The sequence below is a fragment of the Paenibacillus sp. PvP094 genome (assembly GCF_040546835.1).
In the GTDB taxonomy this organism is placed as follows: Bacteria; Bacillota; Bacilli; order Paenibacillales; family Paenibacillaceae; genus Paenibacillus; species Paenibacillus illinoisensis.
In genome coordinates, this window is sequence record NZ_JBEPOM010000001.1 from 929,669 (window position 1) to 943,514 (window position 13,846).

14 protein-coding genes are annotated in these 13,846 nt (G+C 43.7%); 2 read left to right on the plus strand and 12 right to left on the minus strand.

What is annotated here, in order from left to right; genetic code table 11:
• Window positions 1-170: 170 nt before the first annotated feature.
• Complete coding sequence (locus ABIC22_RS04505; RefSeq protein ID WP_354478682.1) at window positions 171-674, minus strand: DUF3600 domain-containing protein; 504 nt, start codon at window positions 672-674, stop codon at window positions 171-173.
• Window positions 664-1,230 (minus strand): sigma-70 family RNA polymerase sigma factor, encoded by a 567-nt coding sequence (locus tag ABIC22_RS04510; protein ID WP_354478684.1) that lies wholly within the window; start codon window positions 1,228-1,230, stop codon window positions 664-666. Before ABIC22_RS04510 ends, ABIC22_RS04505 begins: the two co-directional genes overlap by 11 nt.
• A gap of 634 nt (window positions 1,231-1,864) precedes the next feature.
• Here ABIC22_RS04510 and ABIC22_RS04515 point away from each other — a divergent pair.
• Complete coding sequence (locus ABIC22_RS04515) at window positions 1,865-3,511, plus strand: RNA polymerase sigma factor (RefSeq protein WP_354478687.1); 1,647 nt, start codon at window positions 1,865-1,867, stop codon at window positions 3,509-3,511.
• Window positions 3,512-3,902: 391 nt separating this feature from the next.
• Here ABIC22_RS04515 and ABIC22_RS04520 read toward each other — a convergent pair whose 3' ends face one another.
• Both ABIC22_RS04520 and ABIC22_RS04525 read right to left on the minus strand, forming a co-directional pair.
• Window positions 3,903-4,709 (minus strand): aminoglycoside phosphotransferase family protein, encoded by an 807-nt coding sequence (locus ABIC22_RS04520; protein ID WP_354478690.1) that lies wholly within the window; start codon window positions 4,707-4,709, stop codon window positions 3,903-3,905.
• A gap of 303 nt (window positions 4,710-5,012) precedes the next feature.
• Entirely contained in the window at window positions 5,013-5,411 is a 399-nt protein-coding gene (locus ABIC22_RS04525) for a winged helix-turn-helix transcriptional regulator (RefSeq protein ID WP_354478693.1), read from the minus strand.
• Between the two features lie 135 nt (window positions 5,412-5,546).
• Between ABIC22_RS04525 and ABIC22_RS04530 the strand changes: the two genes are divergently transcribed.
• Window positions 5,547-6,581, plus strand: coding sequence for a zinc-binding alcohol dehydrogenase family protein (locus tag ABIC22_RS04530; RefSeq protein ID WP_354478695.1), 1,035 nt, complete (start codon window positions 5,547-5,549; stop codon window positions 6,579-6,581).
• Window positions 6,582-6,795: 214 nt separating this feature from the next.
• On the opposite strand, the gene ABIC22_RS04535 is transcribed toward ABIC22_RS04530, so the two are convergent.
• The 8 genes from ABIC22_RS04535 to ABIC22_RS04570 form a co-directional block, all read right to left on the minus strand.
• Window positions 6,796-7,332, minus strand: a complete 537-nt coding sequence (locus ABIC22_RS04535; RefSeq protein WP_354478698.1) for a GNAT family N-acetyltransferase — start codon at window positions 7,330-7,332, stop codon at window positions 6,796-6,798.
• Between the two features lie 180 nt (window positions 7,333-7,512).
• Window positions 7,513-7,677 carry a stalk domain-containing protein gene (locus tag ABIC22_RS04540; protein ID WP_354478701.1) on the minus strand — a complete coding sequence of 55 codons (165 nt, stop codon included), beginning with the start codon at window positions 7,675-7,677 and terminating at the stop codon, window positions 7,513-7,515.
• 53 nt (window positions 7,678-7,730) lie between these two features.
• Window positions 7,731-8,234, minus strand: a complete 504-nt coding sequence (locus tag ABIC22_RS04545; RefSeq protein WP_354478704.1) for a hypothetical protein — start codon at window positions 8,232-8,234, stop codon at window positions 7,731-7,733.
• A gap of 61 nt (window positions 8,235-8,295) precedes the next feature.
• On the minus strand, window positions 8,296-9,723 hold the full coding sequence (locus ABIC22_RS04550; protein WP_354478707.1) for a hypothetical protein: 1,428 nt from the start codon (window positions 9,721-9,723) through the stop codon (window positions 8,296-8,298).
• A 566-nt stretch (window positions 9,724-10,289) separates the two neighbouring features.
• On the minus strand, window positions 10,290-10,721 hold the full coding sequence (locus ABIC22_RS04555; protein WP_354478710.1) for a hypothetical protein: 432 nt from the start codon (window positions 10,719-10,721) through the stop codon (window positions 10,290-10,292).
• Window positions 10,722-11,030: 309 nt separating this feature from the next.
• Complete coding sequence (gene nikR / locus ABIC22_RS04560; RefSeq protein ID WP_251641291.1) at window positions 11,031-11,510, minus strand: nickel-responsive transcriptional regulator NikR; 480 nt, start codon at window positions 11,508-11,510, stop codon at window positions 11,031-11,033.
• A gap of 52 nt (window positions 11,511-11,562) precedes the next feature.
• The gene (locus tag ABIC22_RS04565) at window positions 11,563-12,612 is read right to left on the minus strand and encodes an alpha/beta hydrolase (RefSeq protein WP_354478713.1); all 1,050 of its coding nucleotides are present in this window, start codon (window positions 12,610-12,612) and stop codon (window positions 11,563-11,565) included.
• 43 nt (window positions 12,613-12,655) lie between these two features.
• On the minus strand, window positions 12,656-13,558 hold the full coding sequence (locus ABIC22_RS04570; RefSeq protein WP_354478716.1) for a hypothetical protein: 903 nt from the start codon (window positions 13,556-13,558) through the stop codon (window positions 12,656-12,658).
• Window positions 13,559-13,846: the final 288 nt, after the last annotated feature.

Below are 13,846 nucleotides of genomic sequence, written 5' to 3' on the forward strand. Positions count from 1 at the left end.
GTAGACCAGAAAGACTCATTATATATATCCTTCCGCTACCTCATGCTAACCTGCCCGTTAGTTGAACAAAAGCAGCCAATCATATTGATCAGCTGCTTCCTTGGTTTTATTGAGCTCTCGTTTCTACGTTAGTTGAATGCTAAATACAAGACGGGTTCCAGCTTTCATTATTACGGCTTGACCGTTTCGTTAATCTTCTCGAAATAAGGGGACAACTTGGTGGCTAGTTGCTCAAATTGCTGCTGCTCTTTTGGGGTCAATTTCTCCTCATGACTGACCCCATTTTCATCAGTGATCTTCAGCTTTAATACCATCAACTGCTTTGTCAGTTCCATATATTCTTTAAACTCATCTTCCGTGAGCTTGCCTTTTGCTGCCTGAAGCATCCCTTCAATCTCTTGATAGTCTTCTTGTGTGCCACCTTTCTGTTCAATGATCGAAGAAGAACCAAAAATATCATCGGCCAGATAGGAAGCAGCAAATGCGGCAGACGGAATGAGGATTGCTACTGCAGCAATACCTGCGAGCATGCGTTTTTTCATAGGAGATCTACCTCTCTTCTCTTTAACATAGTGTTGATAGGACTGTCGTACACGTCCATACAACTCGGGTGGGCAGTGCATCGAATCCGCCACCTGGCGAAGTTCATCACTCAACTCTTTGTCAATGGACATACACGTCTCCTCCTGTCATTTCATATCGTTTCCGGAGTTCTTTCCGTGCTAGATGATGCCTGGATTTAACTGTGCCAACGGGGATCTGCAACATGTCCGCAATTTCTTCCAAGGTATAATCGTGAAAATAGCGCAGGATGACGACCACACGTAGTTTGTACGATAACTGGCGGACAAGGCTAAAGAGCTCATGCTGCATTTCGGACTGCAAGACTACTTTGTCCGTCCAGTCGAACTGTTGTTCACAAGTCATCTGGCGATTTCGTTCAAAAAGGCGAATTCGTCTCCTGGTCTTTCTTTTCCAATCCTGTACAAGATGGACAGTGATCCCGTGCAACCAAAACCGGAATGGTCGGTTAGGGTCGTATTTCTGATATGACCGCCACATGTGCATGTATACTTCGTTCACAATTTCCTCAATATCCTGTTTGTTGTAGACGAGAAAAGCAACGGTCCGATAGACATCTTGGTGAGTCGCCTGATAGACCAGCTGGAAAGCTGACTCATCACCAAGTATTGCTTTTTCAAGCGATTGAATTAACTCTTTATCATTCATGGGGGCCCCTCCTGAACGTGATACAAATCTTAATTCGCTCCCGTGCGGGAAAAGGTTCAGTAGAAGAAAAAACTTTTTCAATAGCCCTTACTTAGTATTAGCTTTTCTTAGTCAAAGCTGTTCCTCTGCAGAAACAAGGTGTATATGGAAGAAACATAGCTGGGCTGTGTAAATGGTTTCTCAATAAAAAAACAGTCGATCCTAATGACCAACTGTCGCTCTATTATATTAATCTAAAGTTTCCCGTTAGTTTAATGAACCTCTATTATGCATTTGAATAATTAATCGAGACCACTCCTGGTTAACTACGGAACGAAGGAGTACCCCAAGTACCCGAAGAAGAACTTCGGCTCGTGCTCCTAGTTTGTATCCTCCCATAGTTGAACGTAAAAGAAGTATCTTTATATACTAAATGTGAGACCTTTATATCTAAAGTAATCTTTATCTTGTTTAACAAAAAGTTTATAACGTCTCTTTAACCATTTAAATGACCTACTCATGATGTTTGTAATTATACGTGTATGAGTGAAACGGTAGGACGTCCAAATTTTTTTAAAAAATAATCCCAACCTTTATTTCGCCTGGCACACTATATAATTGTCAGGAATTACAGATGTAACTATGGAGGCAAAAGATGGATTCAACTGGTAAAAACGAAAAAGAAGCAGCGGAAGCGATTCGGAGCTATGTTAAACCGATTTTCGGTTTTGCGTTAAACCGGGTCAAGCAGCGGACCGAGGCGGAGGATCTGGCTCAGGAGATTATGCTGCAGTTGTTGAAATCCTTCTCCGGGGTGCGGGACATTAGAAGCCTTGACGCTTACGTCTGGACGGTTGCCCGATACACTTGGGTGAATTGGTTGAAAAAGCGTGCGCACGCTCCCCAAGTGATCGAAATCAACGGCATGTCCGAACTATCTGCTTCCCCTTCCCGGGAGCCGCTTGACCGGCTGCTGGTAACCGAAGCTTACCACGAGCTCCGCCGAGAAGTCGTGTTTCTGTCCGACATCCATCGCCGAATCGTGGTCATGCATTACTACGACGAGCTTAAAATCGGCGATATCGCGATTGCTCTGAACATTCCTGTAGGCACGGTGAAGTGGCATTTGAGCGAGGCTAAAAAGAAGTTACGGAAAGGGATGAAACGTATGCGTACAACAGGAACTTTAAGTGTCAATCCGGTCAGCATGGGGGAAATGGGCCATACCGGTTCGGCCGGCAAACTGGGCGAAACCAACGATTTTCTTGGACGCGCCTTGGCGCAAAATATCGTTTACGCGGCTTATCACAAGGCGCGGACCGTACATCAAATCGCGGAGGAACTGGGTATGCCGCCGTCTTTGTTGGAAGACGAAGTCCAGCACCTGGCCGATTACAATTTTCTCATCCAAACCTCTCCCGGCAAATATCAAAGCAACACCATCATCTGGGACCTCTTCGAATTGGCCGTAGCAGGTCATCAATTTTGGCAAGATTGCGCTGCCGAAGTGGCCGATGTTCATTTTGACGCGTTAATGGAAGCTCGCCGTCAAGTCGAGGACAGCGGGGTGTACGTTCCGGACGGCGACTATAACTTCCTGCTCTGGACCTTGCTGCCCAAGAACATCGAGGAGCAATCTTGGCGGAGCATGCCAGCGGGCGAAAACTTCGACGCAGTCGCACCAATACGAAAGGATGGAGGTCAATATATTGCCTATGCAGCGTTAAATCGGAGCCACTATACCGATCCAGGTTTTGATATGAGTAGTTACGTCACCTTCGGTCCGTCGCTCCGCTACGTCGAAGACACTCCCTTATATTTGTGGCAATTCAGTACGTACTGGAGCGACCGCGAGATGGATTGGCGTTTCCTGGAATACCGGAATGTCGAGATTTGTCATGCGTTCCAACAAGGGGAACTGCCCGACAACGAAGAGAACGCCGAGCAATATTCGTTCCTGCTGGAGAAGGGGTACATCCGCAAGACCGAAGAGGGGTACAAGTTCAATGCGGTTTGGATCGACTCTCCGCAAACGTTGGATCGGTTGAACAAGGCAATGCCGGATTTGTCCGCTCTGTATGCGCCTGCTGTCGGCAAGCTCTACGACAAAATGCTCAACCTGTTCCTGCAAAATCAGCCGAAGCATTTGGAGCCGCAGCTTGCTTACATGGTGAGAGGCAACACCGGCGGAGGCCGGCTGGTCGCTTATATTTTGAAGCATTTGATCGATAACGGGAAGTTGAAACCGCCGTTGCCGCACCAGCAGAAGACGATTTCAACCTGGATGGGGCCGGTCAAGTAAGTCGGTTCGGGAATGTATACGAAGAATGGCCGTTCTTGGTCGGTGGCCATTTTTACACAACTCTGTCTTTCCACTCTGTCTGTCCAACGAAGTGATTAGGACATCGCTATTTCACCACGGCCCCTCCTGAACGTATGAAAATGATATTAAAAACTACCCATGACGCATGTGCGTCATAGGTAGTTTTTAATCATTTTCATATCTGCCGGATTTCTCCTTTACCTTACAATTTTTAATCTTTCTTGTCTGCAACCAACCGTGAGAGGCCAGATGCTCCACTACTCAGCAGATCTATTCAGCAAAACTGCCCTTTAGTTGAACAAAAACAGCCGATCATATTGATCAGCTGCTTTCTTTATTTTAACGCTATCGTTTCCCGTTAGCAGAATACTTAATTCTTAATCCAATCATTGAAATGATCTGTTACAAATCGAATCTCTCTCTCATAGTGAGCCAAGTGTCCTTCATCCACCATTTTTTGAAAGGCCAAATTCCCTTCGGCAGCACCATTCCTCAACGTATCACACATCGTTGTCAATCGTTGAATAATCCACTGACACAGTTCATTAGGGATGGGAATTCCATATGATTCGAAAAACAGATGGATTCGTCGACTTCGCTCTCTAGAGTGCAAATCTGTTTCATATACCACCGTTTTTTCCGAGGTATGGTTAGGCTGGAAGCTGGCAAGAGGAACCGATGTATAAAGTGTATACGCAATGTCCCACATGCGGGGACCGGGGCCAGCCATGTCAAAATCAATCAGCGCTGCAGGAATCTCATTTTGAAAGACAACGTTATACAACGCAGCGTCATTATGGCATATCACTTCGTGCTCACGCTCGTTGACATAACTAAGCTGCCACTCGCCATTAGCCAAGAGAGTTGATCCTTCAGTCGCATCATGAAAACGGCGTAAAAGACAGGCTAAACCCACAAGCGTTTCATCTGACCACATGTAGGGTTCAAGCTCAGGGTACTCGTTTCCTGGGACTTCCCCTGGGATGAATGATACTATTTCACGGTCAGAGTCGTCGGTTCCGAGAAATCTTGGTGCTCCCTCAAATCTTTGCTTCTCTAAATGTTTGAGCAGCTCATGAACACTCGGACTCCAATAACCAGTGGGACGGAGAACCATATTCTCCTTTCGTATAATGTGGTTCACATTTCCACCCTTCAATACTTCTTCCTGAGTCACTTTGTCTCCCCCTTTTTATTATTTTTTTTCAAAGCCACCACACTTAGATGAGATTTGGTTGAATATCTTTTTATTCTTTATATCTTTTAAGGAACCTTTTATATAGGCCGAGTACTTCTTGTTTTGAGTAATATTTTGCACGTAAACTGAACAAAAGCAGCCGATCACATGGATCAGCTGCTTTCATGGTTATTATTGAGCTATCATTACCCGTTAGTTCAATGAACTATAACGAAGATTGTAATTAATTAAACAATTTTAATAGTAATACTATAAGGTACTTATCAAATTGACCATCGAAGGTCACATCGAATCCACTACGGATTCAACCACGTTTTCTGTCTGTCTAGAAGCAGCATTTGATAAATTTTTGTGTTTTTCTCCCCAGATTTTCATTTCCATAATGATCGGCACTAATGTGCGTCCGAATTCCGATAGCGAGTATTCCACTTTGGGAGGAACTTGCGGGTACACCTCACGGTGCACAATCCCGTCTTCTTCAAGCTCTCGAAGCTGTAGCGTCAGCATTCTCTGCGTAATCGTCGGACATATTCTGCGAAACTCATTAAATCGTACAGGACCTTCGATCATATGATACAAAAGTACACCCTTCCACTTGCCGCCAATGACATCCAACGTATACTCGACGGGACAACCTTCTTCATTCGGGCATTGGCCATATCCCGATTTGCGGTCACGCATGTATTTATCCTCCTTTTTTACAGTATACAAATTGATACTACATCACACTATTGTGCGTACTATTCACGATAGTTAATATACGTTATATTACAACCAGAAAGCAATAAGTGATGTACATTCAAGGAGGAAACGACCATGTCAAACCGACAAATGAAAGCCATCGGCTTGCTGAAGTATTTACCCATTAATCAACCTGAGAGCTTGCTGGACGTTATGATGGATGTACCTGAACCTACAGGGAGAGACTTGCTGATCCGAGTCAAAGCCATTTCTGTTAATCCCGTCGACGTTAAAGTGCGCGCTCCCAAAAATCGGACCGAAAACACGCCAAAGGTTCTCGGTTGGGATGTTGCAGGTGTCGTTGAACAAGCCGGACCGGAATCTTCACTGTTTAAACCCGGCGATGAAGTATATTATGCCGGCAGCATTGACCGTCCTGGTGGGAATAGCGAATTTCACCTCGTTGATGAGAGAATCGTCGGTTTTAAACCAGCAACACTGGAATTTGCGCATGCTGCCGCTCTGCCGTTAACCGCCATCACCGCTTGGGAAGGATTATTTGATCGTTTGGGTGTGCCTGCTGCCACCGAGCGCAACGAAGGTAAAACCATTTTGATCATCGGGGCAGCGGGTGGTGTTGGTTCTATTGCGACACAACTGGCCAAACACGCTGGTTTGACTGTCATCGGCACAGCTTCACGTCCGGAATCTGCTGAGTGGGCTAAAAACATGGGAGCCGACCACATCATCAATCATTACGAAGCATTTCTCCCTCAGCTCAAAGCACTAGGTTTAGAATATGTTGACTATATTTTCTGCTTGAACAGTACGGAGAAGCATTGGGTCAATATGGCTGAAGCCATTGCTCCCCAAGGGAAAATCTGCTCCATTGTGGAGACGGATGAGCTGCTCGATCTGACCTTACTGAAAAACAAAAGCGTCACTTTTGCCTGGGAGCTGATGTTCACCAGACCATTATTCCAGACTTCGGATATGATTGAACAGCACAACCTGTTAAACGAAGTTTCCCGTATGATCGATGAAGGACGCTTACGAACTACGGTTGCCCAGATCCTCTCTCCCATCAATGCAGCCAATTTGCGTAAAGCCCATGCCATACTGGAAGAAGGACGTATGACAGGTAAAATCGTGATTGAGAACTTCGAGTAACTAATCGATTGCTAAACGCCAAGGCAGGAACGTTTGTACTCGAAACGAAAGTACTGCTTAAAACGTCTCCGCAAACGAACCATAGGAAGAGTCAGTTTATGTATATTATTATTTGCGATATTAGCTGTTCCGTCCGTTGGTAAAACAAAAGCAGCCGATCACTATGGTCGGCTGCTTCTCGATTTAGACGCAGTACTACTCATATTCTACAGAACTAACTGTCTGGGTTAAGAATCGCGAGAATCTGATGATCCTCCCATTTTCCATTAATATGAACATTCTGTCGAGCAATGCCTTCTTTTTGAAAACCAGCCTTCTCCAGCACTCGAATTGAAGCGATATTATGCGTCATGGCCCCTGCTTCAAGTCTATGTAATTTCAATGTATTGAAGCCATAGTCAACGACTAACCGAACAGCCTCAGTCGTGTAGCCTCTACCGTTACTTTTTTGATCTAAGTCGTATCCGATATATGCACTTTGAAGAGGGCCCCGCATCACGTGGAAAAGGCTTACCGTCCCCACTAACATATTATCGGTGTTTGTAAAGATTCCAAAATTATATGCTTGGTCATTTTTTCGATCTTCTGCCTGCTTTTCGATACGCTTGAGCTGTCCTTCCATCGTATAAAATTCGTCGGTGCGTGTCGGTGCGTAGCTCTCAAAGAAATCACGGTTTTCTATCTGCAACTGGAGTAGTCCAGCAGCATCATCGACGGAAATTTCCCTAATATGTATGTTGACGCTTCTCAAAGTAAGCCACTCCTCTTATAAATAGTTGTGTAAATGATTGAGCGCTTGAGCTTCGCTGTTAATCTAGCAATAAAAGTAATGTAAATGATAGCATAGGTACTTTTCAAACTCAAAAATGTAACCTCGTCGAATCTAAAACGATTCTGCCCGTTAGTTGAACAAAAGCAGCCGATCACTTGATCAGCTGCTTTCTTGTTTTATAGCGCTATCGTTTCCGGTTAGTTTAATGACCATTTTCATGCTTCCCATGTATTCGACGGAAGTATTTAACTGCTCTGCCACAAAACGAACAGGAACGAACACACTGCCGTTCTTTAGAAGTAAAGGAACATCATGCAACACCATTTGCTGGACTTCTTTGGATAATACGAATCAAAAAACAGCCCGACTTAATTTAATCAAAAAAGCGAAACCAGCGTAATTATTTCATTATCGATCGATAAGATGTTCCCCCAGATCTTATCATTAAATACTCCATCTTCACTGATTAATTGGCTCTGCTGCAATGATAGATCTTTATATAGAGTAGAGAGCTTTTTCAAAAGATCCATCTGCTCTGTTGAGAGTTTATTTTCTTTGAATGTTTCGTAAATATAGTCACTCGTATTCGGGCCATTTAGCAGATGTTGATACTTGTTATCAAGCGCAACATATAAGGCATCGGATTCATAACCGTAAAGTGTAAGCAGGGAACGTATAAATTCGATATCAAGTTTATTATTTTCCACCGCGTAGGTCAACGTATCGCTTATCCGCAATTGAGTTTGCCATATTACTCCGTTCAATAAATATAAAGTTTGTGGATTATCGTTTTGTTTTTCCTTAATATTTTCTTGAACTACGTATACTACACCACAAATAATGATCAAAAGGCCTAAGAGATATATGAGCTTTCTTTTCAAGTGAACACCCCGTTAAAATTTTGGTTAAATATAATGAATTGCCTCCAATAACTGATAGTAACTAAAATTCATGACTGTAATATGTCTCAATTTTTGGCGTTACAAAGAAGGCTAGTGATTTTCCAATATTACATAGGTATACTGCCTTAGCTTTAATAAACATTTTATTCGTACCATCTGTTTGCTCCTCAAAGAAGAAGTATGCCGCAGTACCTCCATCTAAGTCTGCGGAAGAGGTCACTCCTGCAGTTTTATTTGGAAGATCTGCTTTCTTGGCAATAGCGCCGTTCCCTGTTGTACTCCTTATTTTGCGCTCAGCATACGCTTTCCAACTACTCATGACATTCGAATCTATTGTCGTTGTAGTTACCCCTAATGTAGCGTTTTGATAAGCAGCCCAAGTGGTAGCCAGAAGGTTATAGGCTTTTTTCAAATAGCCCTTTAAAATTGGAATTTGTATAGCTTTAACTGGTGTGCTATCAAGGGGATAACTTAGATCTTTTCGATAATTGATTAGTAATGATGAGTTACCTGCACCGACAACGAACATGTCTAAGTAAGCCGTCATTACTTCTGTTCCATACATATTATCCTCTGTGGCTTTAAGATACTCTTCTACAGCAGGTGTGTTACTCCAAAGTCTTGTTTCGATCATGGAAGAACCATTTCCCGCTTGTGGTCTCTCTCTAGTGTATATATTGACGCCCAGAGTAGCATATTTTGCTGCCGGGAAACTACTTGGTGTGCCTGTAGCTGTTCCAGTTTTACCTATCGCCTGAGTCATAAATGATGTTTTATAGTTGAACGTACTCGCCGAGTCTATTTTAAGAGTTTCGGCGTGAGCCACTCCTGTCCAAAAATTGCTGTTGAATTTTGATGGTGTAGATGAAGCTACCTTTTGTTCATCAGAATTTTCCATATCCGAAATAATTTGATCTTTCAATTCCAAATAACTTGAGGGTACCTCTCCAAAAGCCAAGATGCCAACCCCATTGTCACTTTGTAATGTTCCATAGGTCTCTGTAACATAAACTTTCTCGGTCTGAGGATCAATGAACAGAGTAATCACCGTATCAATATCTATGTTTTTTTCATTTTTAGCCTCAGCAATAACAGGACCAAAATAGACAGTTTGATTATTTACGGTATATTTCGTTAGCTCTCCATCCATCAAAAACTTAAATTTTTCAATCGATTTAACTTTAATCTTACCTTCCCCAATAATATGTACTGAAGTTTCATCTATTTCATCAATAGAGAATTTTAACTTTGCAGATCCGTCTGTTTTATCCGAATTCTTGAAATCATCATTAAGATAATGTTCATTTCCTTCTTTTAGGGCATCACTCCATAAAAATGAGTCTGTTTCTTTTGGGTTTAATGCAAGCTCAATATTATACTTGTCATTCCCTTTTGCCATCGTGTAGAAAGGAAGGCTCCCAAATATCATAGTAAAACAGCAAATCAAAATAAGTATTCTTTTAGGCATATCTTTTGCACTCTCCAATATGTAAATTTAGCCTATTAAACTTATCACATATAAGTATATGTTTTAACGTCCAATTAATGGTAATAAAACCAGGTGCCCCACTTGGAAATTAGGCTCCGGTTTGATTTATCATTAGACCTGAGTATTGGATAAAACAAAAAGATTCCTTTCTTTAATGAGGGACGTCAAAGTTATACCCTTGAGCTTATAAAAGAAAATATCTCGCCCTACTTGTTAGACAGTTCACCCATTGAATTTCATGGCGCCCGATAAATCTGCTCCACCAGCACAAGTTGTATAAGCCTTTATAGGAGGTAAAGTTGAAGAGACACTATATTCTAAATTCATCATTTTTATTTGATGTTTATAAAAAATTTTGGCGTTAAATATCTACAAATGCCAGGCAAACCTACCCGTTAGTTGAACAAAAGCAGCCGATCACTTTGATCGGCTGCTTTCTTTGTTTTATAACGCTATCGTTTCCCGTTAGTTCATTAGGGAATTCTTAATATAGCCTTCTTAACTCAGTATAGATCACTTCCCCTTTATTAAGAAAATGTGGGATGTCACATGCTTTGAATTGTTTTTTTCAGCTGCTCATCGAACGACCGATCTACTTCTGATTCGTTGAAGTAAACTATCATAATGTTCTTTTTCTCATATATATTTGGATATGTTATTAGATTTGCGTTTTGCAAACGCTCGTTAAAAGATTCACGTGCTTCCCCTCGTGCCTTTTCCGACTGGAACACATAAACTAGCAAATTTACCGATTCGTCATTACTGACGCTATTCCCGATCCTATACCCGTAGGGCTTCACATTGTCTAAAACTACAAATGGTTCGTTGATTTTTCCCTTCTCACTTAGTTTGATACTTTGTCCTTTAATAGACTGCGTTACATTTCCCATCGTCAGATTTCTTTTTATGTCTCTTCCATCTAAACATCCCGAAAGTAATAATAAAAATAAACAAATTAACACTATTTTAGACCTCATCGTGCAACACCCTCCTACATATTAGGAACGATTATCCAAGGGAAAGTGTTGCAAATATTTTTCGATGTGAAGGTTAGTCATTGAACTAACCTGCCCGTTAGCTTAACGAAAAAAGCCGACTAAGTAGCCGGCTACATACTTGATTTAGTAGAAACGTTTGAACGAGAACTCACGGCAACTTGTATGCCTCCAGTTTCGACTCGTGGCACACGGATGCTGTCAATTGCGTTCCAAAATAACAAATAACAACGGACATTAAGCTATTCCGGGGACATACTGCTCGGAAAAGATTCATCATATTGATTCATCTCATTCATGATGGTGTTCGCCGTGATGGTGATCATGGCTGTGGCGGCTTGCGAGTTCGTTCAGCTCATCCACATATGTAACAGAGAGCTCGGCATAGAGCACCCCTTTTTGCACCTGAATTTGTTGATGCAGATGGCGCAAGCGCCCGAGGTTCCCTCTTACAGCGATAACCTCTAAGCATTGGTCGTGGTTCAGATGTACGTGCATGTTGGAGATAATGTCATGATGGGCCAGATGCTGCAGTTCCATTAAACGGACCGGCAGATCACTAATATGGTGATCATAGACCATGACAATCGTTCCTGCCACATCCTGCTCGGACCGCAGACGGGAAGGCTCCAGCAATGTTTTGCGAACCAGATCACGAAACGCCTCCGACCGATTTTTGTACCCACGCTCTTCGATATATTCATCAAACTGTTCAATCAGCGGAGTAGGGAATGCCACGCCGAATCGGGTCAAATCTTCTTTATCAGCCATTCATAGCCTCCTGCACATCGTTTACACCTGAGTGTACCATAGTCCGGCTGCTTCATCGACGATGCTTCTGCAAAAATCGGACAGCCTCCTCCAGCGCCCTTTTCCCGCCATCGGTCTGAAGTTGAAATTGATAGTCATGCCCCAGGTTTTCTGTCGAAGCGGTAAAAAACAGCGTTTCCGTCTCAACATCCAGTCGCTTCAGGGTCTGTGCCAGTTCAACCGATTGCCCGGTTAACGGGTCATGATTGCCTGAAGTAATAAATGAAGGCGGATAGCTCGGCGTAACCTGCAGCACCGTCGACATCTCATCCAGACGAGTAAATTCTTCAAAAGCTTTGATTCCCGTATACGACCAGAGGAATGTCCGGATGAGAGGAAACCCGCTTTCGCCAACGGTACTCATATTATAAGGTCCACAGTATAGAAGAACACCTCGCAGCTCTTCTGGGTCAATCGAGGGTTGTATATTCATAAGCTGAGCAAGGGCCTGATTCGTAACCACTGCTGCGGTCTGACTGGCAATTTGAGCACCCGCAGAATTGCCTGCGAGAAAAATATTTTGGGGATCTCCCTTAAATTCTGTGGCATGATCCTGAATATAAGTCAGGGCCTGATTGGTTTGGAATACAGGCGTCGGATATGTGGCATCTGGTGCAAGTGCATAGTTCATACTGACGACCACGAACCCCCGCTCAGCCAACTGCATCGCATAGTCGGCTATGTCTTTTTTGTCACCCAAGACCCAACCGCCCCCATGCACCCACAAGACAACAGGCAGCAATTCAGTCGCTGCTGACGGATAGTAGATATCCATCGTACTGTTGCTGCGTCCCCCATCAATATAGGCGACATCCTTTAGATGGCTTACCCCTTCAGCCATAACGACATCTGAATCAGATGGAGCAAGCTTGATTAGTGTTTTCAAAAAGAAAATAGGAATTTTGGGTGTAATCTGTGCGCCGATATAAAGAGTAAGTATAGTTACCATTACGATCACGCCCGGAATCCAATATGGCTTGCGTCTATACCACGGCCTCGCCGTACCTTCGGTGTTTAACTTTAACTGCAACAGGGTCACCTCTGATCCTTCGTCTGTCTGCATCTAAAGTGGTGTACGCCTGGGGTACTGGCAGGGTTTCCACTTATTACGACTTCTTGTCCAGTTCTTTTTTCACTTTCAGGTAGGTATCCGCAACTTTTTGCTCCAATGTGTAGATATTTTGTTTGGATCCAGCCCACTTCTCCGCAGCAGAAGAGAGCTGATTCAGTGAACTTAATACACGTGAAGGCTGGCCGTCTTTGATATTCTGCTTGAACAATTTCAATGCGTTCGTATATCGCTCTTTGGACAGGCTTGCCTGTTTTTTGGCGGTTTGAATCTGTTTCTTGAACGGGTCTGCAGCCGCAAGCATGGTGCGCAGACGCTTATCCTCTGTACTTTTGCGTTTGCGAGCATCAGCCAACTGCTGTTTCTTGATGCGAATGTCTGCCTTCGCCAGCTGTACAGCAGGTTTCAGCGTGTCTGCCTGAGCACGGAGCGCGGCAGTCCAATCCTTGTTTTTGGCTGCTCTGGCTGCAGCGAGCTGCTTGTTGACCGCCGTGTACAATGTAAACATCGGCTCATACCGGGTTTGGGCACGCTTCAGCGTATCGGCCAGTGCAGCCAGTTTCGCTTCATCCGTTTTTCGTATTTCCTGACGAAGCCTGGCTAACTCAGCCGTATTCGCTGTATGAAGGGTTTTGGTTTTCTGCTCCCAGCTCTGCTCCTGCGTCGTCCATGTGCCCACTTTTTGATACGTTTGTTGAAGAGAAGCTTTCGTCTGGGCATCCGCCTTCTTAAGCAGAGCTTCCCACGACTTCTGAGCAGTTACGCCAAGATCCGGGCCAGCCGCCTCGGCAGCCGACGTAAAAAGATGCATGGAACCCATGCTGGCTACCAGAAGCAGTGCGATGCATAATCGAGCGATTAAGCCTCTCACCATTCTGCCACTTACGATGCCGGAACTCGCAGTACCATCCATGGTCTGGTGATCTTCCACCGTGTTCATTGAACCTTCCTCCTCGTTTACTCGAATGTAATGCAATTTTGCAACTTCTTCGTTCTTCAGTTGATCCAAGGTGAATCGGCCGAAAAAAACACAAAAAAAGCACCCGCAAAATCAGACTATTGCCTGATTCTATGGGTGCTTCCCTTATTAACCGTTACCTATATGATTCGCGGTTATATCTTATTCTGGAGCGAATCTCAACCTTTTCTAATATATTCCAACACAATCATTTCGTCAAGCAAGCCTTACGGGCTAAACATTCGGCAGCAGGAGAACCCTTCCCGCTCA

Bases quoted from the DNA above. Each gene is read 5' to 3' on its own strand.
- ABIC22_RS04550 (WP_354478707.1), bottom strand. From the start codon at position 9,723: ATGCCTAAAAGAATACTTATTTTGATTTGCTGTTTTACTATGATATTT.
- ABIC22_RS04565 (WP_354478713.1), bottom strand. From the start codon at position 12,612: ATGCAGACAGACGAAGGATCAGAGGTGACCCTGTTGCAGTTAAAGTTA.
- ABIC22_RS04530 (WP_354478695.1), top strand. From the start codon at position 5,547: ATGTCAAACCGACAAATGAAAGCCATCGGCTTGCTGAAGTATTTACCC.
- ABIC22_RS04510 (WP_354478684.1), bottom strand. From the start codon at position 1,230: ATGAATGATAAAGAGTTAATTCAATCGCTTGAAAAAGCAATACTTGGT.
- ABIC22_RS04540 (WP_354478701.1), bottom strand. From the start codon at position 7,677: ATGGTGTTGCATGATGTTCCTTTACTTCTAAAGAACGGCAGTGTGTTC.
- ABIC22_RS04570 (WP_354478716.1), bottom strand. From the start codon at position 13,558: ATGAACACGGTGGAAGATCACCAGACCATGGATGGTACTGCGAGTTCC.
- ABIC22_RS04555 (WP_354478710.1), bottom strand. From the start codon at position 10,721: ATGAGGTCTAAAATAGTGTTAATTTGTTTATTTTTATTATTACTTTCG.
- nikR (WP_251641291.1), bottom strand. From the start codon at position 11,510: ATGGCTGATAAAGAAGATTTGACCCGATTCGGCGTGGCATTCCCTACT.
- ABIC22_RS04515 (WP_354478687.1), top strand. From the start codon at position 1,865: ATGGATTCAACTGGTAAAAACGAAAAAGAAGCAGCGGAAGCGATTCGG.
- ABIC22_RS04505 (WP_354478682.1), bottom strand. From the start codon at position 674: ATGTCCATTGACAAAGAGTTGAGTGATGAACTTCGCCAGGTGGCGGAT.
- ABIC22_RS04525 (WP_354478693.1), bottom strand. From the start codon at position 5,411: ATGCGTGACCGCAAATCGGGATATGGCCAATGCCCGAATGAAGAAGGT.